The sequence below is a fragment of the Kitasatospora sp. NPDC057223 genome (genome assembly GCF_042669755.1).
Classification (GTDB): domain Bacteria; phylum Actinomycetota; class Actinomycetes; order Streptomycetales; family Streptomycetaceae; genus Kitasatospora.
Genome location: NZ_JBHUWW010000002.1, coordinates 1 through 22,934 on the forward strand (window position 1 = coordinate 1; position 22,934 = coordinate 22,934).

The 22,934-nt window shown below is 71.0% G+C and carries 24 protein-coding genes; 8 read left to right on the plus strand and 16 right to left on the minus strand.

Annotation, left to right across the window (positions count from 1 at the left end; translation table 11 throughout):
* Positions 1-109: 109 nt before the first annotated feature.
* On the minus strand, positions 110-280 hold the full coding sequence (locus ACFUK0_RS01285; protein WP_380245921.1) for a hypothetical protein: 171 nt from the start codon (positions 278-280) through the stop codon (positions 110-112).
* 135 nt (positions 281-415) lie between these two features.
* Positions 416-847: a response regulator gene (locus ACFUK0_RS01290; protein WP_380245922.1), complete on the minus strand. Its 432-nt coding sequence runs from the start codon at positions 845-847 to the stop codon at positions 416-418.
* A gap of 178 nt (positions 848-1,025) precedes the next feature.
* On the opposite strand from ACFUK0_RS01290, the gene ACFUK0_RS01295 reads away from it, so the two are divergent.
* Together ACFUK0_RS01295 and ACFUK0_RS01300 are read left to right on the plus strand one after the other, a co-directional pair.
* Complete coding sequence (locus ACFUK0_RS01295) at positions 1,026-2,591, plus strand: ATP-binding protein (RefSeq protein ID WP_380245923.1); 1,566 nt, start codon at positions 1,026-1,028, stop codon at positions 2,589-2,591.
* A 732-nt stretch (positions 2,592-3,323) separates the two neighbouring features.
* Complete coding sequence (locus ACFUK0_RS01300) at positions 3,324-4,265, plus strand: DUF4394 domain-containing protein (RefSeq protein ID WP_380245924.1); 942 nt, start codon at positions 3,324-3,326, stop codon at positions 4,263-4,265.
* Positions 4,266-4,736: 471 nt separating this feature from the next.
* On the opposite strand, the gene ACFUK0_RS01305 is transcribed toward ACFUK0_RS01300, so the two are convergent.
* The 6 genes from ACFUK0_RS01305 to ACFUK0_RS01330 form a co-directional block, all read right to left on the minus strand.
* Positions 4,737-5,567, minus strand: coding sequence for a hypothetical protein (locus tag ACFUK0_RS01305; RefSeq protein WP_380245925.1), 831 nt, complete (start codon positions 5,565-5,567; stop codon positions 4,737-4,739).
* Positions 5,564-5,893 (minus strand): hypothetical protein, encoded by a 330-nt coding sequence (locus tag ACFUK0_RS01310; RefSeq protein WP_380245926.1) that lies wholly within the window; start codon positions 5,891-5,893, stop codon positions 5,564-5,566. Before ACFUK0_RS01310 ends, ACFUK0_RS01305 begins: the two co-directional genes overlap by 4 nt.
* A 76-nt stretch (positions 5,894-5,969) precedes the next feature.
* Positions 5,970-6,221, minus strand: coding sequence for a hypothetical protein (locus ACFUK0_RS01315; RefSeq protein ID WP_380245927.1), 252 nt, complete (start codon positions 6,219-6,221; stop codon positions 5,970-5,972).
* Positions 6,218-7,264, minus strand: a complete 1,047-nt coding sequence (locus ACFUK0_RS01320; RefSeq protein ID WP_380245928.1) for a major capsid protein — start codon at positions 7,262-7,264, stop codon at positions 6,218-6,220. The genes ACFUK0_RS01315 and ACFUK0_RS01320 overlap by 4 nt, the downstream gene beginning before the upstream one ends.
* Before the next feature lie 14 nt (positions 7,265-7,278).
* The gene (locus tag ACFUK0_RS01325; RefSeq protein WP_380245929.1) at positions 7,279-7,698 is read right to left on the minus strand and encodes a head decoration protein; all 420 of its coding nucleotides are present in this window, start codon (positions 7,696-7,698) and stop codon (positions 7,279-7,281) included.
* A 121-nt stretch (positions 7,699-7,819) separates the two neighbouring features.
* Positions 7,820-8,428, minus strand: coding sequence for a hypothetical protein (locus ACFUK0_RS01330; protein WP_380245930.1), 609 nt, complete (start codon positions 8,426-8,428; stop codon positions 7,820-7,822).
* Between the two features lie 996 nt (positions 8,429-9,424).
* On the opposite strand from ACFUK0_RS01330, the gene ACFUK0_RS01335 reads away from it, so the two are divergent.
* Together ACFUK0_RS01335 and ACFUK0_RS01340 are read left to right on the plus strand one after the other, a co-directional pair.
* Positions 9,425-10,093 carry a hypothetical protein gene (locus ACFUK0_RS01335; protein ID WP_380245931.1) on the plus strand — a complete coding sequence of 223 codons (669 nt, stop codon included), beginning with the start codon at positions 9,425-9,427 and terminating at the stop codon, positions 10,091-10,093.
* Between the two features lie 43 nt (positions 10,094-10,136).
* The gene (locus tag ACFUK0_RS01340; RefSeq protein ID WP_380245932.1) at positions 10,137-11,291 is read left to right on the plus strand and encodes a helix-turn-helix domain-containing protein; all 1,155 of its coding nucleotides are present in this window, start codon (positions 10,137-10,139) and stop codon (positions 11,289-11,291) included.
* Positions 11,292-11,505: 214 nt separating this feature from the next.
* On the opposite strand, the gene ACFUK0_RS01345 is transcribed toward ACFUK0_RS01340, so the two are convergent.
* Positions 11,506-13,323 (minus strand): hypothetical protein, encoded by a 1,818-nt coding sequence (locus ACFUK0_RS01345; RefSeq protein ID WP_380245933.1) that lies wholly within the window; start codon positions 13,321-13,323, stop codon positions 11,506-11,508.
* A gap of 251 nt (positions 13,324-13,574) precedes the next feature.
* Here ACFUK0_RS01345 and ACFUK0_RS01350 point away from each other — a divergent pair, with 251 nt between their 5' ends.
* Positions 13,575-13,781, plus strand: coding sequence for a cold-shock protein (locus ACFUK0_RS01350; protein WP_380245934.1), 207 nt, complete (start codon positions 13,575-13,577; stop codon positions 13,779-13,781).
* 184 nt (positions 13,782-13,965) lie between these two features.
* Here the strand turns inward: ACFUK0_RS01350 and ACFUK0_RS01355 are convergent, their stop codons facing one another.
* From ACFUK0_RS01355 to ACFUK0_RS01370, 4 genes are all read right to left on the minus strand, one after another.
* The gene (locus ACFUK0_RS01355) at positions 13,966-14,289 is read right to left on the minus strand and encodes a hypothetical protein (RefSeq protein ID WP_380245935.1); all 324 of its coding nucleotides are present in this window, start codon (positions 14,287-14,289) and stop codon (positions 13,966-13,968) included.
* A gap of 102 nt (positions 14,290-14,391) precedes the next feature.
* Positions 14,392-15,336: an esterase/lipase family protein gene (locus tag ACFUK0_RS01360; RefSeq protein ID WP_380245936.1), complete on the minus strand. Its 945-nt coding sequence runs from the start codon at positions 15,334-15,336 to the stop codon at positions 14,392-14,394.
* A gap of 395 nt (positions 15,337-15,731) precedes the next feature.
* The gene (locus tag ACFUK0_RS01365) at positions 15,732-16,136 is read right to left on the minus strand and encodes an Ig-like domain-containing protein (RefSeq protein ID WP_380245937.1); all 405 of its coding nucleotides are present in this window, start codon (positions 16,134-16,136) and stop codon (positions 15,732-15,734) included.
* Positions 16,137-16,359: 223 nt separating this feature from the next.
* Positions 16,360-16,875, minus strand: a complete 516-nt coding sequence (locus tag ACFUK0_RS01370) for an RICIN domain-containing protein (protein WP_380245938.1) — start codon at positions 16,873-16,875, stop codon at positions 16,360-16,362.
* A gap of 692 nt (positions 16,876-17,567) precedes the next feature.
* On the opposite strand from ACFUK0_RS01370, the gene ACFUK0_RS01375 reads away from it, so the two are divergent.
* Positions 17,568-18,287 (plus strand): HNH endonuclease family protein, encoded by a 720-nt coding sequence (locus tag ACFUK0_RS01375; protein WP_380245939.1) that lies wholly within the window; start codon positions 17,568-17,570, stop codon positions 18,285-18,287.
* Between the two features lie 387 nt (positions 18,288-18,674).
* On the opposite strand, the gene ACFUK0_RS01380 is transcribed toward ACFUK0_RS01375, so the two are convergent.
* Genes ACFUK0_RS01380 through ACFUK0_RS01390 form a run of 3 tightly spaced genes read right to left on the minus strand, consistent with a single transcriptional unit; the run spans position 18,675 to position 20,901 of the window.
* Entirely contained in the window at positions 18,675-18,806 is a 132-nt protein-coding gene (locus tag ACFUK0_RS01380) for a hypothetical protein (protein WP_380245940.1), read from the minus strand.
* 17 nt (positions 18,807-18,823) lie between these two features.
* The gene (locus ACFUK0_RS01385; RefSeq protein WP_380245941.1) at positions 18,824-20,359 is read right to left on the minus strand and encodes a terminase large subunit domain-containing protein; all 1,536 of its coding nucleotides are present in this window, start codon (positions 20,357-20,359) and stop codon (positions 18,824-18,826) included.
* Positions 20,356-20,901: a hypothetical protein gene (locus tag ACFUK0_RS01390; RefSeq protein WP_380245942.1), complete on the minus strand. Its 546-nt coding sequence runs from the start codon at positions 20,899-20,901 to the stop codon at positions 20,356-20,358. Before ACFUK0_RS01390 ends, ACFUK0_RS01385 begins: the two co-directional genes overlap by 4 nt.
* A gap of 201 nt (positions 20,902-21,102) precedes the next feature.
* Between ACFUK0_RS01390 and ACFUK0_RS01395 the strand changes: the two genes are divergently transcribed.
* Positions 21,103-21,858, plus strand: a complete 756-nt coding sequence (locus ACFUK0_RS01395; protein WP_380245943.1) for a ZIP family metal transporter — start codon at positions 21,103-21,105, stop codon at positions 21,856-21,858.
* A gap of 268 nt (positions 21,859-22,126) precedes the next feature.
* Positions 22,127-22,459 (plus strand): hypothetical protein, encoded by a 333-nt coding sequence (locus ACFUK0_RS01400; protein WP_380245944.1) that lies wholly within the window; start codon positions 22,127-22,129, stop codon positions 22,457-22,459.
* Positions 22,460-22,934 lie beyond the last annotated feature (475 nt).

The following is a 22,934-nucleotide window of genomic DNA, read 5'->3' on the forward strand; positions in this document are numbered from 1 at the left end:
TGTCTACGGCGGTCACCGCGAAAGAGCCGGGCGGCGATGAACCTGGCGGCCCCCGCTGCCGACCGTGGGCGGCCTGGGGGCGCCGAGGCAACCGGTGTGGGCAGCTGGATCAGGAACTGTGCCGGGCGTGCCGGGGACGGTGGGCCTCGCTCTGGCGTCCGTGGGCGGCCCCGGGGCAGGCCCCGGGCCTGCGGTGCGAGTGCCCGGTGGCCGGGGCGGTCATCACCACCACGGTCGAGACAACGAGCGGAGCCACCAACAGCACGATCGCGGCGGACACGAGTACCTCCTGAGGACTGCGCGGGCGAGAGCCGTACCGATCGCCTGCCCGCCCGGCCAGAGGTCATGCCGCACGCCACCCGTTCGGCTGACCGCCCCCGGCCGCCCGTACAGGTGCGAGGCTCTGCCCTGCCTGTCAGTCGTTGGGGGAGGTCGCGGTGTCGAGGTAGAAGCTGTCGATGCTCTGCACGGCCTGGGTGAACTCGTCCAGTCCGACGGGCTTGGTCACGTACGCGTTGGCGTAGCGGTGGTAGGCGCCGGACACGTCGTCGGGTGCGGCGGACGTGGTGAGCACCACCACGGGGATCGACCTGAGGTCAGCGTCGACCTTGATCACATCTAGCAGTTCCCGGCCGTTCATCCGCGGCATGTTCAGGTCCAGCACGATCAGGTCCGGCGCCGGGTTCTCCGCCGCCCGCAGGTACTGCAGCGCCAGCTCGCCGTCGCCGACCCGAACGATCTCCCGCTGCGCCCTCTCCTCCAACGCCTCCGTGATGAGCATGGCGTCGGCCAGGTCGTCCTCGACGAGCAGGACGCGGTAGGGGCGCCCGGGAACAAGGGTGATCACGATGGACTCCTGACTCGGCAGCGCACTGGCAGTGGCCCTGCCGGCGCGGCCCGGCATGAGCGCAGCATAGAGGAGCGGGCACTCACCCGGGGTACGACTGCCAAGTACAGTGAGGCCGCCACGGCAGCCGCGGCACGGGAGGCGGTGCGGCCTACGGCCGGCCGCGCGGGAGGAATTCATGACCGAGGACGCACCTCGTGCCCGACCGGCAGAGCCGACCCGCCCCGCGCGGCCGGCGCCGGGATGGACGACACGGCAGTGGCTGCGGGCCGCGGTGGGAACCGCCCTGGTGGTGCTGTGCGTCTTGGGCGGGGTCGGAACGTGGGCGCTCAACCACGCCGCCGACGTCTCCAACCACCTCGTGGACCGGTCCTCCCCCGCGCTGATCGCCTCGGTGCGGCTGGAGAACTCCCTGATCAACCAGGAGACCGGCATACGCGGCTACGAAGCCACCGGCCGCCCGGACTTCCTGCAGCCCTACACGCTGGGGCTCGACCAGCAGGCCCGGGCCACCACCGTGCTGCGCGACCTGGCGGGCGGCGACCGCCGCGCCGGCGCCGACCTCGACGCCGTCCTGGCGAGCGCCGAGGCGTGGCAGGAGCGCGTCGCCCGACCGGTCGCCGCCCTTCCCCCCGGCACACCGGCCCCGACCGACGCAGTCGCCGCCGCGCAGGCCAAGGAGACGTTCGACGCGCTGCGCGCGACGCTGACCGCACAGCAGCAGCACCTGCAGGACGAACGTGCCGCCGCCCGCACGGACCTCGCGGCGGCCCGCGAACTGCGCAACACCGTCTTCAGCGCCATCGCCCTGGTCGTCCTGCTCATGACCGCCCTCGCCTTCGAGGGCCTGCGCCGGGGCGTCACCCTTCCTCTCACCCGCCTGGGACGCGACGCCCGCCAGGTCAGCGCCGGGAACTTCACCCACCGCATCACCCCCAGCGGCCCGGCCGACATCCGCGAGCTCGCCGGCGACGTGGACGCGATGCGCCGGCGCCTGACCGAGGAGATCAGCCTCACCGAGCAGGCCCGCGTCGCCCTCGACCTGCAGGCCGCCGACCTGCGCCGCTCCAACGAGGAACTCGAACAGTTCGCCTACGTGGCCTCCCACGACCTCCAGGAACCCCTGCGCAAGATCGCCAGCTTCTGCCAGCTCCTGCAACGCCGCTACGCCGGAAAGCTGGACGCCCGGGCCGACCAGTACATCGAGTTCGCCGTCGACGGCGCGAACCGCATGCAGACGCTCATCAACGACCTCCTCACCTTCTCCCGCGTGGGGCGGACCATGGCGGACCGGGCGAAGGTCGACCTGGAGGCCCTGGCCGACCTGACCCTGGACACCCTCAGCATCGCCATCGAGGAGAGCGGCGCCGAGATCACCCGCGATCCGCTCCCGGTCATCGACGGCGACCCCACCCAGCTCGGGATGCTCCTGCAGAACCTCATCGGCAACGCCGTCAAGTTCCGCTCCCCGGACCGCCCGCCACGGATCCGCATCGGTGCGGCGCAGAACGAGGACGGCACCTGGATGTTCTCGGTCGAGGACAACGGCATCGGCATCGAACCCGAATTCGCCGAGCGCGTCTTCGTCATCTTCCAACGCCTGCACGCCCGCGACGACTACGAGGGCAACGGCATCGGACTGGCCATGTGCAAGAAGATCGTCGAATACCACGGCGGCACGATCACTCTGGGCCCCGGAAACCTCCTGGGCACCCGCGTCACCTTCACACTGCCCGGCAGCTGACCCGCCACGCCGTCCGGGAACCGGGGTCGGCCGCCTCACAGGGGCCGACCCTGCGGCGGCCCGTGCATCCGGACCCTGCACCGATCGGCCCCGCTACGGCAGCCTCGACCGCTCCCAGCGGGTGCCGCGCCCCCGCACCGCCATCCGCCCACCTGTCGACCCGGCGGGTGCTCGTACAGGTCCGCCGCGTTCCGCCCCTCACGGCGGCCGGCCCGTTGGTCCCGGTCCGCCGGGTGCCCCCACCCTGGCGGACCGGGAGTACGTGGTCACCGCACCCGCCGCCCCGGGCCGGGTAGTGGCGACCCGGGGCTCGGCGCAGCGGGCAGCACTTCGGATGACATCGGGCGCCCGGCCGCGTGTGTTCACGGTAGGCCCGGGGCGAAGGCCTCTGCGACAGGCGAGGGGCCGTCAGGGTGATTCCTGGGATGCGGCGCTGCCGGTGCGCATCCCCCTGCCGGGGCGACCGTGGACGGGGACGGGGTGGCAGCCTGCGGGGGGCGTGGTTTCTCGGGACTGTCGGGTGGTCACTCCGGCGAGTGCACCGTCCGTCCGGTGCGCACCGCGCGGGTGCGGTGCGTGCGCCGGGGAGGGCTGCGGGCGCTGGGTTGCGGCGGTGCGCCACCTGGCGGTGCACCACCCCCGGCCGTCCTGCGGCTCGCGGAGCGGGCGCCTAGCGTCGATGCGGGGACGAAACCCTCTGTTCCCCAGCCGTTCTGACGTCAAGGAACTTTCATGCTCAAGCGCACTGCCCTGATCCCCGCCGCCGCCCTGCTGGTGGCCGCCGCCCTCGCCGCGCCCGCCGCGTTCGCCGACGGGATGGGCCCGGCCGCGGCCAGCCCCGAGAAGAACACCAGCAACGGCGAGGAGCACGGCCACCACCACGGCCACCACCAGCACAACCTGCTGTGGTCGCTCGGCCTGACCACCGACCACGACCTGGTCGCCTTCGCCACCGACCACCCCGAGAAGGTCGACCGCATCGGCAGCATCACCGGCCTGGAGGGCGACCAGCACCTGGTCGGCATCGACTACCGCGTCCAGAACGGCAAGCTCTACGGCGTCGGCGACAAGGGCGGCATCTACACCGTCAGCGACGACAACGCCGACGCGAAAAAGGTCTCCCAGCTGACCATCGCCCTGGACGGCACCAGCTTCGGCGTCGATTTCAACCCCGCCGCCAACCGCCTGCGCGTCATCTCCGACACCGGCCAGAACCTGCGCCACAACATCGACGACCCCAACGGCGCCCCCGCAGCGGGCACCACCGTCGCCGACGGCACCCTCACCAACCCGCCCGTCCCGCCGGCCACCACCGGCACCACCGCCAAGGGCGTCACCGGCGCCGCCTACACCAACAACGACACCGAGGCCACGACCGCCACCACGCTCTTCGACATCGACACCACCGCCGACCGCGTCTCCCTGCAGTCCCCCGCCAACGCCGGCAGCCTCGCCCCCACCGGCAGCCTCGGCATCGACGCCGACAACCACGCCGGATTCGACATCTACTACAACCCCGAGCACCACACCAACACCGGCTACGCCTCCCTCGGCGTGGGCGGGGAGCGCCGCTTCTACAAGGTCGACGTCCTGACCGGCACCGCCTACGACCTCGGCGCGTTCCCCAAGGGCTACCAGGTCGTCGACGTCGCACTGCCCCTCGACCAGGGCTGACCCGCCCGCACCGACGAATCGTGGTGGGCGGGACCCGGACCCACCGGGCCCCGCCGAGCGCGCCGAAGCCTGGAAGCCGAACGGCGCACACCCCCCATTCGCCACCACCCCCACCACCGGATTGGCACCCGTCCGGGTGAGCACGCACCCAGGGCCCCCTTGATCGGCACTCCCACCCAAGACTGCGAACGCGCCAGCGGACGAAGGAAGCATTCATCACTATCAGGCTTATATCCTGTCAAAAACACCATGGACGGGTACTCGGCTCCGCCCGAGTCGAAGGCACAGCGATCAGTCCCGGTAGAGATCGACCATGGCGCAGCCACCGCACTGGGCACCCTGGCCCTCGCTGAGTGCACCGGCGCAACGCCCCGCGTTCGGTCGATCGCCGCCCTGAGCACCGCGTTCAAGGCTCACCGCCGCGTGCCCGGCGTTGAGGCCTTCCTGGATGCTGTCGGGGCTGCTGCCTGATCACATGCCCAGTGGCGGGTCTGCATCGGCTGGCTCGGTATTGGGGTGCAGGCCGAAAGCCCGGGTGCAGCGGGGGTGGGAGATCGGCCACTCGGCGGCGTCCTCGACGGTGCGCAGGGTCCGGACCGCCTTGTCCGGGTCGGGGTGGCTGGTCCACCCGCAGTCGAAGCCGTCGAAGACCTTCACGAGCTGGACCCCATGTTCGCGGGCGACGGCGAGGGTCCCGGCGTTGTAGGCGACAGCCGTTCGGGCGAGGGTGGCGGCTTCGGCCCAGGCCCGGACCGGCACGCGGGCACCGCCTCGGTAGACGACCCGGTCGAGGGGGTGAGCGGCGGCCAGCTGGTCGGCCAGTGCGTTGGCGGCCTGGACGGCGGTTCGTCCGGTGACGGCGGTGGGGATGTGCTGGCGTGCGGCGGTGCGAACAGCCCGGTAGAACGCGCCGGCGCGGCGGACGGTCAGCTGTGAGTGGCGCAGCAGGTCCGTGTAGGTGTCGGTGGTGAGGGCGCGTAGGGCGTGCTGGTGACTGCTCGTCCAGGTGAACGGACGGCCGATGGTGGCGGCCGCGGTGCTCGCGCCCTGCTCGTACACGGCGGGCAGCTGCTGGTCGGCGAGGTTGTGGACGGCCGTGTCCACGGCCCGCTGGAAATCCCGGATCGCGGTGGTGAACTGGGCCAGGGCGTAGCCGATTTCAGGGCGCCGGCGGGTGGCGAAGGCCACGAGGACGGCGGTCTGCGCGGCAGCGAGGCGCTGCCAGGCGTCGGTGAGGGCGTCTGCGGCCGTTGCGGCCGCGGCGCGGGTGCCTTGGCTGTGCTCGGCGGGCGGCAGGCTCACCGGGTCCGCCGGGCGGCCAGGATCGGCACCGCTTCGATCTGGTGGGCGGTGTCGGCGCCGGCCGGGGCGCCATCGGGGCCGTCGGTGTCGTGAAGAGCTGCGATCTGCCGCTCGATGCCGGTGAGGTTGCCGGTGCGGTCCATGGTGACCACGCCGTCCACGACCAGGCGCAGTGGCTCGGCGAGCAGCGCCGCCCGGCGCTCGGCGAGGACTTCGAGGGCTACGGCGCGAGCGGTCCCGAGCCGGTCGTGCCGGGCGGTGAGATCGTCGGTGCTGGTGGTGGGGCCGAGCTGTGCGAGGAGCCAGGCCAGGGCTGCGGGATCCACGGGCGGGGTCCGTTCGTCGGGTGCGGCCGTCGGACCGTCACCCCCGGGGTGGGGTGCCGGTCCGGCGGCGCGGCGGCTACTCGGTGTCGGTGCTGGCCTTGCGGGCCCGTACCGCCTTGGTGGGCGGGTCGTCGTCCTCGTCGGCCTCGGTCTCGTCGGGCCCGTTCTCGTCGCCGTCCTCGTCCGGGGTGGGGAGGAAGGCGTCGGGGTGGGTGATCAGCTCGGCCAGCTCGGGTGGCACCTGGTCGCCGGGAAGCAGGACAAGCCGCTCCCCGATGGTGGGGTGGGTGAGGTGGACGGCGGCGGCGAGCCGCTTACCGGCCGTCACAGGACCTTGGCCACGATGTGGCAGTCCGGGGTGTGGAGGACCGGCATCGCCACGGCGGCGCCCTTGGTCCAGATCTGTACCGGGTCGTCCTGCGCGCCGCGGGTGAGGACGACGCCGGGCGCATCCTCCCGGACGATCTCGGGGTTGGTGCCGCGAGAGAGGACCAGCGCCTCGGCGGTGACGCCGTACTGGGTCTGGCCCCACTTCGCGCGGTCGGGCGGCAGCATGATCCACCGGTCGTCGGGGATGACCTTGGTGGCGACGTCGTCGACGTTGACCTGCCCCTTGTAGATGGTGACGGGCGGCAGGCCGTAGTTGGCGCGCACCGAGTTGACCTGATTAGGGTTCAGGGACTGGGTGGGCGTGTTCGCTGGGGTGGTCCCGAAGTACGCGGCTCGGTAGGCGTTGTTGGTCGCCAGGTAGGACAGTGCGCGTCGGGAGGTGAGGACCATCTCCGGCTCCGGGGCGCCGAGATCGTCGAGGTACTGGATCCAGCCCTGTTCGTCGCGGATCGGGTCCGACGTCGGGTCGGACCAGAGCTTCGGAGCGGTCGGCATGTTGCCGGCCGGAACGCCGAAGTCGATCTCGATGGTCAGCCCGTTCTCCGCGTTGAGGGTGAACTTGCCGTCCACGAGGACGTCACCGGCGGCGAGTTCGAGCCGGGAGCGGATTGCCTCGACGTGCCGTTCGGCGTCGTCGTACAGCAGCTCCAGCAGCCGGTCCTGGTCGGCACCGTGGGACTGCTCCAGGAGGATCTGCTGCTGCTCACCGACGACGAGCTTCTGGCCCAGCGGCGGCAACAGCCCTTCCTTCGTGGTCTCCCACGCGGTGCGGTCGGCGAACGGCACCGAACTGTCGTAGGCCCGGTACTTGGCGGTGTTGACGCGCCGGCCGTTCTGCTTGATCCGCCACTTGACCTCGTTGGTGACCAAGGTGGGGAACACCAGGTCGGTGAGCAGGAAGTCGGCGGGGGTGGGGATAGACCGGGCGAACGTAGTGAGGTCGTTGGCCGTGACGCCCTTGATGAGGTCCTGAATCGTCATCGCTCAGGCCCCCGTCACACGAACCGGATCAGCGCGCCGGTGGGCGACAGCGTGATCTTGGTGGTGTCGATGCCGCCGGGGATCTTGGCGGCGCGGGCGACGCCGTGCCACAGCAGGGCGCACGGGATCTTCGGCTGACCCGGCGCGAACAGGGTCTCCTCGAAGACCAGTCCGGCGAGGTTCTGGCGACCGTCAACGGCGGCCGGGTCGAACGGCCCGTAGAGCCCGCTCGCGGTGATCCGCCCGAGCGGGACGCCGGACAGCAGGCGACTGTAAGGCTGGGTGGAGTCGGCCGAGGCGACGTAGTGGGTGCCGGCGACGAGCTTGGAGGCGTCGAGGGTGACGGTCTCGGTCTGGTCGGTGCCGTGGAGCGAGGCGAGCCAGGAGCGGTTCGCGGTGAGCGTCACCGAGGTGGTGATCGGCTGGACGGTCAAGGGGGGTGATCGCCTTCTGGAGCTGGCGGTCACGCACTCACCTGCTGGTGGTGCCGTCCACGAAGAGGGGCGTGGTCCCCATCCCGGATCGCTGCCGGGTCAGGCCTGGTGCGGCGACAGGTCAGGCCGTCAGGTAGCCGCGGCGCTTGGCCATGTCCAGTCCCGCACTGCCGGCGGGCGGGGTGTTGTGGCCGCGCGGCGGGGGCCCGCCGGCCGGGGAACCGCCCGGGGCCGGAGGCGGCGCAGCCGGTCCGGGCGTGGTGAACAGTTCGGGGCGGCGCTGCGCGAGCGCGGTGGCGGCATCGGCCACCACCTGGTCGTCGGCATCGGCCGGGAGATCGAGGAGCCGGTCCGCGTCGGCGAGGTTGCCGCCGGTCGCGCCGAGCCGCGACAGGGCGGTCTGTCGGCGGGCGGACTGGATCTGGGCGGCGGCCTGCTGCTCGCGCTGCTGCGCGGCCTGCTCCCGCTGGGTGGCGGCCTGTTCTCGGCGCTCGACCTCGGTGAGGGCGGCCTGCTCGGCGGTGCGCTGCGACTCGACCCAGGTGGTGAGTTCGGCGGCGTCGGTGAACCCGAGGTCGCTGACCAGCTTGCGGATGGCGGCGCGCTCGCCCTGGGACTTCTCGCGGGTGAGGAGCTTGGCCAGGGTGTCCTGGGTGATGAGGGTGCTGCCCGGCTCCGGCGCGGATGGCGCGCTGGCGGGCGGAGTCGACGGGGGGTGGGGGGCGGTCATCGGATTCCTCCGGACAGCAGCGCCCCCGCGCCGGTGATCAGTGTAGCGACTCATCCTGTCGGCGGCCCGCCCGATCCCCGCCCGCCCCCGTGGGTTCCCGATCGGGAACCCACGGTGAGGGTCGACACGGGTTCCCGATCGGGAACCCAGCAGGTTCCCAGGTGGGAACCCACGAGTTACCAATCGGGAACCCCTTTCTGTACCTTGTTCTTTTCCTCTTTCAGTACCTTCCCCCTTTACCCCCGCGTGTCTGCGCCGCTGGCTGGGCGCTCGGCGAAGCGAGGGCAGGGGCGGTGTTGAATGCGCGCCGCCCAAGAGCATCATGCTGGCGGAGGTGATCTGCTTGGCTCTGCCCGACCGCTGGCATCGCGATCCCTCACGGCTTCGTGGCGTTTCGGCTCCGGCATGGCCGGAGCTTCTAGAGGGGCGGCCGGTCCCGATGGTCCCGTTCGGTGCACCGGACGGCGTTGCGCCGCTCATCCCCGGGAGGACGGGTGGGTCGCATTCGATCCGCAGGCCCTGGTCTGGCCCCCAGTGGCGAGGTGGTGCGCGACGGTGAAGGGGCGCACGGTTACGGTGGCGCAGCCGGGAGGATGGCATCTCGTTGAAGACTTGGGTGCCAGTGACCCGGGAGTGGCGACGCGCCCGCCGCACCCACGGCGGCGCCCTTGTGGCGACGGGGCCCGTTCGCCGGGCCGTGGGATCTCTTGCAGGCAGCCCTGCGGGGCCTTGTACGCCTCCTTGTCGCCCCTGTCGTGCTCGCTGGCACGGTCTTGGACTCGTAGGCCCTCAAGGACGCTCCTGGGGGCCGCGCAGGGCTTCGCCGGGCGCACCACAGCCCATCTCGGCAGGACGCCCCGCCCTCAAACCGGCCGACACGGGGGCTCCCCGCCGCAGTCAGCCACACCCACTTCCACTTGCGACTCTTCTTGATTTTCCACCTCAGATGAGGAAGAGTATCCGGAAGTTGACGGTGATCCGGAGGGGCGGCGCAACATGACCGTGGTGTGGACCGACGAGCACGAGGTCGAGGAACGCCTCAAGAAGCTCGGGCTGTCGCCCGAAGGCACACCTCCCGCCATCCAGAACATCCACACCGTCCTGCGGCGCGCCGAAGCCGAACGGAACTTCTGCACTCCGCTGGATCCCGTGTCCCTACCGGGCAACATCTTCTGGGGCCGCACTGTGCGATTCCTCCGCGAGACCTACGTCCCGCACGGCTGGATGGCACAGAGCCCCCGCAATGTGCCGCTGCTCCTCGCGCCTTCCGAGGAGTTCGCGGTCACCGTCTCCAGCGGCAGCCGCGAAACGGGCTTCGGGGCGCTGAAGCCGACGACCCGCTACTCCAAGGGCACGGCCGTGATGGGCCGCGTCCAGACGAACCGACAGCTGCTCCTCCCCGGCGTCTTCGACGACGACGAGGACGTGGAGTTCGGCGACGGCATCCCAACGTGGTTCCTGCTCTACCAGCACGTGAACCGCCCCGACGGGGTCCGCCTGCACGCCGAGCTGTCCCTCCCGGAGGGCGCAGGCGAGCACGGCAAGATCGCGGAGTGGAACGAACGGATTATCCTGCCCGAGATCGACTTCGACGGCTTCACCCCGTTCGAGGACGCGATTGACCCGAACAGCGGGTTCGACATTCCGGTCGAACGACTGGGCTGAGCGAGCTACCCGGCCGCCCCTCTCCCCTGAAACGTCCCCTCCCATGATCACCGCATCCCGGCTCGTCCTGGCGCGCAAGCGCCGGGGCATGACCGTCACCCGCCTGTCCCAGCTCGCCGGCATCACGACCCGGCGGCTGGGCGACTTCGAGAACGGAAAGGCGAAGCCCTCCCCGGCGTCCCTGACCGCTCTCGTAGGCGCCCTGGACTTCCCCGAGTCGTTCTTCCACGCCGACGAGGTCGCCGACCTGCCGCCGGACGCGGTCTCCTTCCGCGCGCCCAGCAAAATGACGGCCTCCCAGCGGGACATCGCGCTCAGCAACGGCCGTCTCGCACGGCAGCTCCAAGGCTGGATCGGTGACAGGTTTCGTCTCCTTGACCCGGACCTGCCGTCCCTGACCACCTTCAGCCGCTGCCGCACCGACAGCCCCGCCGACATCCCGATGCCGGGGCAAACCGCCGAGGGGACGCCCCCCGCGGAGGAAGCAGCGAACCTGGTCCGGGCACGGTGGGGCCTCGGGCACACCCCGATCGCGAACATGCTGCATCTCCTCGAAGCACACGGCACCCGCGTGTTCTCGCTCTCCAGGGACTGCGCCGACGTGGACGCGTTCTCCTTCTGGAGCCTCGGCACCCCGTTCGTCCTACTCAACACGTCGAAGACCGCCGAGCGCAGCCGCTTCGACGCCGCTCACGAACTCGGCCACCTCGTCCTCCACGGCGAGGAACAGATCCCGCACGGCCCCGACGCCGAAGCCGAAGCCCACCGCTTCGCCGCCGCGCTCCTCATGCCCGCCGCCGACGTCTTCGCACGGGCGCCGAAGAACGCCTCCATCGAGTGGATCCTCACCGCCAAGCGGCACTGGAGGGTCGCCGCGATGGCCCTGGCCCACCGCCTGCACGAACTCGGCCTCACCACCGACTGGCAGTACCGCACCCACTGTGTGGACCTCGGCCGGCTCGGCTACCGTAAGGACGAGCCGCGCGGGCTACAGCACGAGTCCTCGCAGGTTCTGGCGAAGGTGTTCGGGGCAATGCGCCTGGAAGGCGTGAAGATGTCCGATGTGGCCCGGGACCTACACCTGCACCAGGCCGATCTGAACGATCTCGTCTTCGGCCTTGTCGTCACCGCCCAGGAGGGCGGGCGGCAGCCTTCCGCCGATCCGGTCACCAACCGGCCTCGTCTGAGCCTGGTCTGATCACCGGCCGCACCGGCGAGCACGTCACCTCCCATGGTGCCGGTGCCCGGTCTAGCGCCCCGTTGATGTTCCGTTCGATCAGCCGCCACCACCGCCGTCCGTACTGGGCCATCCACTGAAGTGGCGGCCCAGCACGTTGCCGCGGCCGTACGGCGGGCTATCGCGATCGGTCACGACAAGGGCAACCGGCATCGTCGCCGTTCGGTCACGCGCCTTACGCCGTCTCCTTCCCGGCCAGCTGCACGACCGGGATCTCCGGGCCCGTGCCTGCCAACCCGAGGTAGTTGCGGACAGCCGCATTGTCGCCGGTCGCGTCCGCGAGACGAGCGGCGGCGTCGAAGTCCGCCTGCCGGATCCGGCGGATCTCCTCGGCAGCCTCGGCAACCGGGTAGCCGACACCAGCGAGCATCCGCACGCAGGTCTCCAGGCTGAACACCCCGGCCTCATAGCCCTTGGTGACCTCCTCAAGGGTCGCGGTGCGGTCGGTCGGCACGTGCGGCCCCCAGACCAGCTCCGCCGGGGGCAGTTCGCCCTCCGGCCAGCCCTCGACCCGCCCGGCCTGGAACAGGCGGCCGACCATTCGCAGCAGCAGCGCGTATTTGTGCGCGCGGGCAAGCCGCATCTCACCCACCAGGGAGTCCAGCGGCCCCAGCGCCAGAGCGAGCGCATACCCGGACGGCACCTGGGAGGGCTGCAGCGTGCCCAGACCGGAGCTGGTGAGGCGGGAGTTCCCGGCGAGCCGGTCGAGGAGGTGGTCGGTTCGCTCCCGCAGCTCCGCGAGCTGCGCCGACGTATCCAGCACGGTCATCGACCCGCCGTCACCGAGCGAGATGACCGTGCCCGGCTTCACCTCGATCGGCAGCGGCTGCCCGGTGTTCCGGTCCTTCTGCGCCCTCGCCCCCGACACCGCGAGCAGCGGCTGCCCAGTCGTCGCGGACGCCGCCGACGAGTCCGTGTCGGTCGCCGCGATCTCGTCCAGGACCTGCATCACCCGGGAGATGACGGGCTGCCCCCAGTGCTCCCCGGCGTCCGGCACCGAGTTGGTCAGGTGCACCACCGGCATGAAGTCCACGTGAAGATCGAGGCCCTGGAGGACTTCCCCGTCGGCACGCACCCTGTACTCGGCCTTGTCGGAGGGTAGATTGTACACGTCGTGCGCGGCCTTGAGGTCTTCGAGGAGCCATTCCGCATCGGTCAGGTAGCAGGTGGTCTGCGACGGCCTCCCGGGAGCCCACGGGTACCTGCGGCTGATCAGCCCGCTCACCGGGTCGGCGGTGTCCCCGGCGGTGAGGACCGAGCCGCCGTCCGGACCGGTCGCCCACTCCCGGTGCGCCCCGGCCTTGCCCGATGCCGGCACCGGCCGGGTCGCCGCACCGATCGGGCCCAGCTCGTACGTGATCCTGCGCAACCGGGCCTTGCGGCCGGTACGCGGATCCTCCGGCAGTTCCCACGCGAAGTGGACCCTGCCCGGGAACTCGCCGCCGTCGATCTCGTCATCGACCTCCGGGAAGAAGAACCCGGGGTCGAAGGTGCGCAGCACCGGCCGCCCGACCTGCGGGTTCCACGCCAGGGTGTACACGCCGTCTCCGGAGCGCACCGCCGACCGCTCGCACTGCTGCATGCGCAGCGGCAACAGTTCCCGGCGGGCCCAGTCCCTCAGCCGGGCCTGCACGTCGGCCGCCGACCCCGGGGCCGCCTGGAGGCTGTTGTCGCCCTCGGCACCGGGGACGACGATCCGCTGCGACGCGCCGAGGAGATAGCCCAGCGCCGCGGCGTTGATCTTCGCCGGGTCGCCGAGCTCCCGCCTGTCGAGCCCGGACTCGTCACCGCCCGTGAAGGCCAGTTGCCCGGCCTGGTTCTGGTCGTAGGCGGCGAGGACCTTGTACGCCTGGAGGCGCCGCAGGTCCTCCGGGGGTACCCAGCCGCCGGCCAGGTCACCGAACGGGCCGACCCCCGCTCGGACTGGCTGGGCCATGATCGGCTTGTAGTTCAGCCACGACCAGGCGTCGATGAGCGTTTGGCGCAGGTCCACAGGCGCTGCCCTCCCAGGCAACCACGCCCCCGCGCTGCAGATCAGCCTAGATGTCTACTGGGCGATCGTCCGGTCGATCGCCTGGATCATGCACGCCCGGCGGCGGCACGCGGGGGGAAACGCTTCTGCTGCCGGTGAGCGCGGTCAGGGTGTTGGGTGGGGTGGTGCCGTGCAGGTGTGCGGCTTCGGTCGTCCTTCCCGGGCTCTTGGAGGGTGCGGGTGCGGGCGGTAGTGCTGGAAGGGGAAGTGTCGTGGCTTCAGGGATTGTGAAGTGGTTCAACGCGCAGAAGGGGTTCGGGTTCATCGCGCAGGACGCTGGCGGCCCGGACGTGTTCGTCCACTTCTCGGCGATCACCGGTAACGGCTACCGGGAGCTGGCCGAGAACGACAAGGTCGAGTTCGACCTCGCCCAGGGGCCGAAGGGCCCGCAGGCCGAGAACGTGATGCGCGTCGGCTGAGCCCAAGACCGCCGTCCGTAGCTGCCCTGTGCCGCACGGCCTCGCGAAGCGGGAGCTCACGGCTCGTCGCACTCGTCTACGTCGGTCCAGGCAGACGCGCAGGGTCCAATACGACAAACTGGCCGTGCGCTACGAAGCAACAGTGCTGGTCGCAGCCATCAACGAGTGGCTTTGACCCTAGTTTTCAGCTCATCCGGCAGCCGCCGGCGAACGCGTACTCGTCCAGGTCCGCCTGCTTCTCGTTCGTGAGCTTGCCCCACTCGACCGTGCACAGCGCGTCGGTGACCTCCTGGCCCCGGCCTCGGATTATGTCGCGGTAGACACGGCCGAGGTCCGCCGACCGTCGGGTCTTCGCGTCGACTGTCTGGACCCACTCCGGGCTGCCCTCCGCCGGCCCTGTCGGCTTCGGGTCGCCGGCGAACGCCACGATCCCTCCGGTGATCGCGCCCAGCACCAGCAGCGCGCCGCCGGCCTCTACGGCTATCCGCCGCCTCCCCGTGATCTTCATGGAGGGAGAAGGTAGCAGGGTGCTCGTGTGCCGAAACGCGATAGATGCCACTGGTGATGGTGGCGGTATCGGGCCTGCCGCTGGTCGTGCCGCTCGGGGGTGTCAGCTTCGGCAGGTTGCGGGTTGTGTGTGCTGGGGGTCGAGGCTGTTGAGTACCGTCCGGTACATGACGGTGCTGTAGGTGATGGCCAGGTGGCCGCTCACGTCGAACGGGCAGGCGTCCTGGAGGTTGAGGTTCTCGACGGTGGCGCCGGGGCCGGCTGTGAGGTACTGCTGCCGGTAGGGGGTGACCACCTCGTCGGTGCGGGTGACGATAGTGGTGTACCGCACGCCCGGCACGGTGTCGCCGCCGGCGTCCAGCCGGGTGTTGACGTCGGATCCGACGAGCTGGTCCTTCGCCGCCTGCCCGACGAGCTGTGCGGTGGCGTCGATCAGGTGCAGGGCCTCTGCCAGGGCTGCCAGGCCCGACGCGGTCGTTCCGTGGTTGCTGGGCGAGATGCCCACCAGCCGGTGGGTCTTCGCCGCGCCGCCTTCGAACTTCAGGTACCAGCGCGGCAGGAGGCCGCCTCCCTGGGAGTGCCCGACCAGGTCGACCTGGTCGGTGCCGGTGGCGGTCAGCACCTGGTCGACGAAGGCCGCCACCTCCTTGGCCGAGTCCGGGATCGGGCCGGCGGCCTTGTACACGTCCCCTTCCGGGGCGCCGAAGTTGAGCGCGAAGACGCAGTACCCGGCGCCCTTCAGGACGGGGGACAGCCCGGCCCAGCTGTCGTAGGCATTCGCCCAGGTGCCGTGGACCAGCACCACAGCGCGCGGGTGCGCGGCGGTCGGCCTGCACGTCCAGTCATTCGCGCCGGGCGGGGACATCATCGGGTCCAGGTGGGACTTCGCCAGCGCCGCCGCGAACTGGGCCAGCCCGGTATTCAGAATCCTGGGCGCGGGAGCGGCAGCCGGGGCGAGGCCCGGGTCGACGGCGGAGGCCGGAGCCACCACGGCGATCACGGACACCGCGACGGCGGCGAGCGTGATACCGGCAAGTCTGAGCTTCAACGGGGACTCCCGTGGGTGAGGACCCGTACCGGGCACGGCGCCGCGTACGGGAGCGGAGGGCAGGGACCGGAGACTCCGGCGCCGACGGTTCCCCGCCGGCGGACACGCGGGCCTGCGCGGCCGGGACAGAGGGCCCCGCCGCCTTGCGCGATCACGCCCGGCAGGGGCGCCGAAACGGGGCAGGCCCGAGAAGTGCTCCGCCCGGGCATCCCTTCGCCGCCTCTGCGGATAGCCTGCCGGGCCGCCTCCGCCGGCAGGCGACCCATGCGAAGGGTCCCGGTCCGGCGGACTGGCGCCGGCCGGATGCCGGTCCGGCCCGGGGTCCTCCCGGTACGCGCGACGCGGGCGGCAACGGCCCGTCGGGGTGAGCCGGCGGGCCGTCACGACGGCGGGGCCTAGATGGTGGCGTTGAAGCTGCCCTTGGCCGAGGAGGGGGCGAAGTTGGCGCTGCCCTTGTACTCGGCGACGTAGCCGGACAGGCCACCGGTGATCATCGCCTGGATGTCGCTGATGTGCTGGCCGATGTCGAGGATCGCCTGGCCGTTGGCGTTCGTCGGGGCGGAGCCGAGGTCCATGCCCGAGGAGGCGACCTTGAAGTGGATCGTCTGCTGGGTGAGCGGGTCACCGTCGATGTTGGTGAGGGTGGCGCTGACCGTCGCCTTCGCCTTGCCCTGCAGGACGCTGCCCTTCACGGTGTCCGCCTCCAGGAACGAGGCGAGCTTGCGCTTGCCGACCTCGGGCAGGGACGTCTCCGCCTGCTGGGGCTGGTTGATCGCACCCGGGGTTGTCGCACGTGGCATGGAACTTCTCCTTCTGGTCGTGAGCATGAGTCACCGTCACACAAGATGCGCGAGGGGCCGCTCGACTGCGCCCTAATAGTCCCTATACAAACGACCCTTTTGGGCTCAACCCACCGAGGGTCACCCGGATGGCCCCGCAGTCGGACCGCGGAGCCCGTGTGCCACCGCGGCCCGGCCGGGGCGAACGCACTCCGGCCGGACCGCGGCATCACTTGGCGTCGAATCAGATCTCGTCGACGGACCACCAGTTCTTCGCGATGTTGGTGTCGGCCTCCAGGACGACGACCTGGTTCAGGTCAACCTCGTAAGGCGCGAGCACCTGCCCCGACGAGACCGACTTGATCTTGTAGGTGTCGTCCGTCACCCGGTGCTTGAGTGACCAGAGGAACTCCAGGCTGGTGCTGCAGGTGCCCTGGGACAGGAAGGTCTCACCCTCGAAGTTGCCACCGGGCTTGAGGCACTTGCCCGTCCTGATGTTGCGGATCACGTTGTAGCCGTCCGTGGTGAACTCCACCCGCCACAGGTCCGCGCCCCGAGTGTCGGAGGGATCCCACGCATACACTGCGATGCCGTCGTTGGAGTTCGCGCCGTAGTCCTGCGGCATCAGGCTTCCGCCGGTGAGGTTGTTCGTGATCCGGACGACGGGCGCGGCCGCACTCGCGGTACCGGCACCCACCCCGCCCAACAAGGCCGTGAGCAGCCCGAGGACGAGCACCATCCGGTTCAGGACACGTTGCATGACAGACCTCTTTCTCATGGGGATCGACAACTCCCGCTCGCGCAGTCGCCGCGTCCGTCCGGCCGGGAGGCAGGACGGACGCAGGCCTGGGACAGACGGGGAAAATCGGCGGGGAAATCGGATCGCGCCGGCCACGGCGACCGCGGCCCGGCGGGCGAAGGCCCCGGGCCCAGGCCGGCGCCAGCCCGCGACCCCGACCACACATGGTCGGCACCGCGGGGAACTCCGCGCGGAAGACTCCTTCGGATCGGCACACCCCCGCGGACACGCAACCGGAGCGCGCGGCCCCGCAGGAGTACGCCAGGCCTACGGCATCCGGAGGAAATCCCGAACGCACAACAGATCCATACGCATCCGAACCACATCGCCGTGACAAGGAATACCGCCCCTTCGGCGACCGACCGCGCATTGTCACCCTCCCGGCGCGTTTCCCGCCCGACGACGGCTCTCGCACGCCACCTGGCACAGCGGCGGCTGCAGCATCAGCGGCCGGCGCCGCACCAGCCAGCCGGCCGGCCGCGCCCGGTCCGGCACCGGGGCCGTCCTCGGCGGACCGGCGAAAACAGGGGCAGCCGGTACGACTTCTCCCCCACCGGGGTGACCCGCAGCACTGACGGTTGGTAACAACCCATCCCGGATCGGTAAGAAGGCTCACGAACGAACCCGTTTCGACAAAGGAGCAGCCGGTGCGGATGACGGCCATGGCCCGGGCAGTACTCACCACGACAGCCGCGGCAGCCCTGCTCGCGGGAACCGCCGCCCCCGCCGGTGCCGCACCGGTACACGCCGCAGACCGGGCTCTCGCATCCTCCGCCGTCGCCGGGCACCGGGAGGTTGGACAGGTCGTCACCGCACCGCTGCGGGACGCGATCGAGGAGCTCACCGTGGCCGAGGAGAGCCGCGCCGGATATGTACGGACCGCGTTCAAGCACTGGGTGGACGCCGACCACGACGGATGCAACACCCGCAAGGAGGTCATCCTCCGGGAAGCCGTCGAGGCGCCCGAGGTCGGCCCGGGCTGCACCCTGACCGGTGGCCGGTGGTACTCGATCTACGACGGGGTGACGGTCACCGACGCCTCCGCCCTTGACGTCGACCACGTGGTCCCCCTCGCCGAGGCCTGGGACAGCGGCGCCTCCGCCTGGACCGCGGCCGAGCGCCAGGCCTACGCCAACGACCTGGACGAGCCCCGCGACCTGGTCGCCGTCACCGCCCGCTCGAACCGGCAGAAGGCCGACAAGGACATCGCCGAGTGGCGCCCGATCGAAGCCGAGAAGTGCGACTACGTCGCCCGCTGGACCGTCTCCAAAACCCGCTGGGGCCAGACTGTCGACACCACCGAGAAGAACGTCCTACGCGACCTCGCCGCAACCTGCCCCAACGAGACCCTGACCATCAGTCTCGCCCGCTGAGCGCCGTACCCCGCACCGCAGCGCCGCCCATGACAGATCCAGCCGCCGTCTCTCAGCCCGGGGCGGCTGCCCCGACACTCCCTAATCCGGGCCGAGGCGAGGCCGAAGTCCTCCCGTGACGACCAGGTGGCCTGTGGCCCTCGCGCGGTTGTGAGGTACGGACGGCAGGACACGAGGTCCGAGTAGGAACGGAACGGAAAACCGGCGTTGCTGTCACACCTTTGACGGGTGGGGCTTGGCCCGGACTGTGCGACATCCCGTGAGTTCCCTGCGAGCTCGGAGGATGTCGCACATCAGGCCGAGTCCCGTCGTCTCTCGTACTGCCTTGATGATGGCGACCTTGTTTGCTGCGCGCCCCCCATCAGCACGGCGCTGCTTCTGGCCGTGCTACCGGCAGCCGCGCCCGACGCCGAACGGATCACCGAACAGGTCCTCGCCCGTCCAGACGTCGAGTTCGGGCTTCCCGGCACTGCGGCAAAGGAACTCACCGCGCTCCACCAGCGCGGCAAGCTCCACCACCTCAACGACCACCGGCCCTACCGGCGGCCGGCGAGCCGGCCGTCCAGCGTTCCGCCCGCGAGCGCGGCCAGCTGATCGGGGTCGGCCAGCTCGGTCAGCCCGTGCACCGCGGCGTCCATCCGGTCCGGACTGTCCATCGTCGCCACCCACGTCACCATCTGCCCCTCCAACTCCGGGAAGTGCCCGACGTGGTGGACGCGGCCCTGCTCGTACAGCTGCGCCACCGGCTCGGCCCGAAGCCGCTTGCCGACCTTCGCGGTCACCTCCAGCAGCATCGGCATCAGCACACCGCGGGTCTTGCCCTCCCGCGCCAGCTGCTCCCACGCCTGCCGGACGATCTGCTTGGCCATCGCCCCGCCGTAGTTGCTCTCCACCACGATGGCGTCGGCCCGCAGGTCGAGTGCGAGTTGGCATGCTCGTAGGCCCCAGTCGTTGGGGCCGAGGGTGCCCGACTCGTCAGCGAGGACGTACAGGTGCTCGTCGAACCCTGCTCCCAGGCCGATGATGCCCGTCTCGTCGTTGACCTCGGAGTCGCCGCCGGACGGGTCGACGGCGACGACGATCCGGGCCATCTCCAGGCCGCCGAACTGCACGGGGGTGACGCGGGCGGCGTCGATCCACCCGCGCTTCCACACCCCGCCTTCCTGCGGGCGGGGCTTCTGCATGTACAGGGACCACCACACCCGCTCGCCGACGGCGCGCCGGATCGCCGTGAGGGCCTTGCGCCCGTAGCGGGCAGGCCACAGCGGCTCGCCGGCCTTCCGGCCGAGGGCGTCGCCCGTGCTGTCCGCGATGGCGGGCAGGTCGATGATCGTCCAGTCGGAGGCGGTCTCTCCCGCGAGGATGCGCCCGGCGAGGTCGTCTTCGTCCCAGCGCGTCTGGATGACGATGACGCTGCCGTCCGGCTCGATGCGGGTCAGGAGGACGGCCTGCCACCATTCCCACAACCTGCGTCGCATGGTGGGTGATTGGGCGTCCGCAGCGTCCTTGATCGGGTCGTCGATGATCGCGAGATGGGCGCCTTTTCCGGTGAGGCCGCCGCCGACACCGGCTGCGAACAGGCCGCCCTCCTTCGAGAGGATGTCGAACCTGTTCGCGGCCTTGCTGCCCGGGTGGAGGTGCAGGCCGAGCTGGTCGCCCCACGTGGTGATGGCGTCCCTGATCCACCGGCCGTGATCGTCAGCCAGGTCGGAGGAGTACGAAGCGATCATTACCCGGTGGTCCGGGCGCTGGAGCAGGTACCACAGCGGCGCCCACCGCGCGGCTCGCCGGGACTTGCCGTGCCGGGGCGGCATCGTCAGCAGCAGGCGAATCGTCTCTCCTGCCGCAATCCTGCGGAACGCCTGGTCGATCAGGTCCAGGTGGGCCGCCTGCATCTCCCGGCCGTCGGTGAGCAGCGCGGCCAACGACCCGGGCGAGTGCCGCATCGCCATGTCCCGCTCGGCATCGGCGAGTTGTGCACGGAGCTTCGGTGATGCCCGGTTGGCAATCTCGCGACGCCGATCGGCCGGCAGCCGCCGATACTGCTCGACCAGGTCGGCCTGCGCGCTCACTCCCGACCCCCGCTGCCGGCCGGGTCGGTGATCGCGATCAGCGCCGCCAGCTCGTCGGCGGTGGTGTCCACCTCGATCGGGCCACCCCCCTGCCCGGTGATCTCCGTCCGCGCTGGCTGGTCCAGGCCCAGCAGGCGGGCACGGCGCTCCATGATCCGCAGCGCCCGGTCGATCGCCAACAGATCGCCGTCTCGGACCGCCCTCCTGTAGGCGACCATGAACATGCGGTCAAGGCGTGCGTCTTCCAGGGCCCGCAGTTCCTCGACAGAGGCGAGGGCGGCGTCGAGCCGGTGGTCGAGTGCGTCGGCGACGTCCCGGTTCACGGACCGGATGAGGGTCGTGTCGTCGGGCGCCGGGCGACGGCGCGCGTACAGCTCGTGCCCGTACCCGAACGGGTACGCCAACTTGTCGGAGTTGACGGCGGGGTCCGCTGCCAGCTTCCGGCCGACGGTCAACGGGTCGGCACCGGCGAGGCGCAGCTCGACGGCGTCGGCCCGTCGGCGGGCGATGGCGGCGCGCTGCACCCGGGTGGGGCGGGGCATGGGCGAGGGTCCTCCATGGTGCGCCCCCGCGCCACCACCCATGATCCCGTACCGTGCCGACATGATCACCATCGGGCAACCAGTGAGGCGCTGACCTCACGTGCGGCGGCTTCCCGTCGATGGTCCTGACGTCCTTCGGGCGCCAGGGCCGGACGGGGCGGTGCGGCGTGCACCGGGTGGAGTGGGGGTAGCCGCCCAGTCATGACAGGTGTGGTGGAGGCGGGACTGTGGGGTCTGGTGGCGGGTGCGGCGCTTCTGGCGGGCGCGGCGGTGGGGTTCGGGGTGCGGGTGCCGCAGTGGGTGATCGCGTCGGTGATGGCCTTCGGCGCGGGGGTGCTGCTTTCGGCGGTGTCGTTCGAGTTGCTGGGTGAGGCATACGAGGAGGCCGGCCTGGGGCCGGCCGTGGTGGGGACGTTGGCGGGCGCGGCGGCGTACACGGTGGGCAACGTGGTGCTGGCGCGGCGGGGCGCCAGGCACCGCAAGCGGTCCGGGAACGGCCCGTCGCAGCCTTCCGAGAGCGAGCAGCAGGGGTCGGGAACGGCGTTGGCGCTGGGTGCGCTGCTGGACGGAGTGCCGGAGTCAGCGGTGATCGGGGTCGGCCTGCTGCAGGGCGGTGCGGTCAGCATGGTGACGGTGGTGGCGGTGTTCCTCAGCAACATCCCTGAGGGGCTCTCCAGCGCGGCGGGCATGCGGGCGGCCGGCCGCAGCAGGCGCTACGTGTTCACGGTCTGGGGCTTGATCACGGTGGTCAGCGGCGTGTCGGCGGTGCTCGGCTACCTGCTGCTGGGCGGGGCGCCGGCGGCCGTGGTGGCGGGGGTGACGGCCGTGGCGGCCGGGGCGATCGTGGCGATGATCGCCGACACGATGATCCCCGAGGCGTTCGAGGACGCGCACCTAGCGATCGGCCTGATCGTCGTGTGCGGATTCCTGTTGTCCTTCGCCCTGTCCCACGCCTGATCCTGCACACCGCTCTCCCCAGGAGACCGTGCAGCCTCCTTCGCCTTCGCCCTCGGCACTGCCCTGGACGGGTGCGCGTGGCGCAGCGTGCCCGTGAACCCCAGGCCAACTAGAGGCGCCTCTCCCGCACCCGTGCGGCCGCCGAGCCGATACCGGCCCAGACGCCCGATGGTGCCCCTTCGGCGCACCACCATGGCCGACTGCGGGCCGGGACATGCCAACACCATCCCGCCGACCAGGCGGGGCCTTGCATCCCTGGGGGTCTGACGTGCTTCACGTCCTGCCTTCGCTCGAATCCGATGACAACGCGTGGAAGGTGCTCACGCTGGTCCTGAGCCTCCTGCTGGAGTTGGTGCGCCAGACGCGGGCCCAGCGGAAGGCGCGGCCCGACCAGCCGCAGCCCGAAACCGCGGCGCCCGCTCCCCTCTACCCGTCCCGGCGCGTCGGCGAGTTGCACCGTGCCGCGGCACCGCGTCGGCGGATGGCACCGGCCAGCGGCCGGCTCGTCGCCGAGGCGCGCGTGATCGCGCAGGCCCGACGCTCACCCGCGCACCAGGGCCGGACGGTGAACCGGCGCCGCCCGGGCAATCGCCGGTCGTAGTCGTCCGTGGCCAACCGAGCGGCCTGGCACCAACAGGCGCCGGGCCGCTCGGCGTGCGAGTAGCACAGCGAGCCCGCAGGATGCGGGCTTCGTGCTTCCCGCCGGCTATCCGCTTCGACGCGATACCGTTCGAGCGCCACCGAATGCAGCTAAGGTCTGCCGGGTGCCCATCCCGCCCCATGAGCAGCAGACCGTCGACGTCGAGAGGAAGTCGAGGCGATGCGGCCCGGCTTCTTCCTCGAACAAGTCACACGCTGCCCGGTGGACAGGCACCCGTGTCCCGACGAGCACGAGATAGACCTACGCATCGCGCAGGAAAGCGGCCCACCCCGCGACCGGTAGTGGAGGGACTGTGCACCCGGTCGCCCGCCGGCCACCCGGTCTGAGAGCCGGAGAACCGGCTGTGCGGAACACGAAGTGAACGCATTGGGAAAGCAGACACTCCCCCACAGTGCAACGACGACATCCGGCCGCG

What these genes read in the sequence shown, in the direction of transcription:
- ACFUK0_RS01340 (WP_380245932.1), top strand. Translation starts at nt 10,137, where the DNA reads ATGATCACCGCATCCCGGCTCGTCCTGGCGCGCAAGCGCCGGGGCATG.
- ACFUK0_RS01300 (WP_380245924.1), top strand. Translation starts at nt 3,324, where the DNA reads ATGCTCAAGCGCACTGCCCTGATCCCCGCCGCCGCCCTGCTGGTGGCC.
- ACFUK0_RS01295 (WP_380245923.1), top strand. Translation starts at nt 1,026, where the DNA reads ATGACCGAGGACGCACCTCGTGCCCGACCGGCAGAGCCGACCCGCCCC.
- ACFUK0_RS01335 (WP_380245931.1), top strand. Translation starts at nt 9,425, where the DNA reads ATGACCGTGGTGTGGACCGACGAGCACGAGGTCGAGGAACGCCTCAAG.
- ACFUK0_RS01320 (WP_380245928.1), bottom strand. Translation starts at nt 7,264, where the DNA reads ATGACGATTCAGGACCTCATCAAGGGCGTCACGGCCAACGACCTCACT.
- ACFUK0_RS01370 (WP_380245938.1), bottom strand. Translation starts at nt 16,875, where the DNA reads ATGCAACGTGTCCTGAACCGGATGGTGCTCGTCCTCGGGCTGCTCACG.
- ACFUK0_RS01395 (WP_380245943.1), top strand. Translation starts at nt 21,103, where the DNA reads ATGACAGGTGTGGTGGAGGCGGGACTGTGGGGTCTGGTGGCGGGTGCG.
- ACFUK0_RS01390 (WP_380245942.1), bottom strand. Translation starts at nt 20,901, where the DNA reads ATGCCCCGCCCCACCCGGGTGCAGCGCGCCGCCATCGCCCGCCGACGG.
- ACFUK0_RS01330 (WP_380245930.1), bottom strand. Translation starts at nt 8,428, where the DNA reads ATGACCGCCCCCCACCCCCCGTCGACTCCGCCCGCCAGCGCGCCATCC.
- ACFUK0_RS01365 (WP_380245937.1), bottom strand. Translation starts at nt 16,136, where the DNA reads ATGCCACGTGCGACAACCCCGGGTGCGATCAACCAGCCCCAGCAGGCG.
- ACFUK0_RS01355 (WP_380245935.1), bottom strand. Translation starts at nt 14,289, where the DNA reads ATGAAGATCACGGGGAGGCGGCGGATAGCCGTAGAGGCCGGCGGCGCG.
- ACFUK0_RS01375 (WP_380245939.1), top strand. Translation starts at nt 17,568, where the DNA reads ATGACGGCCATGGCCCGGGCAGTACTCACCACGACAGCCGCGGCAGCC.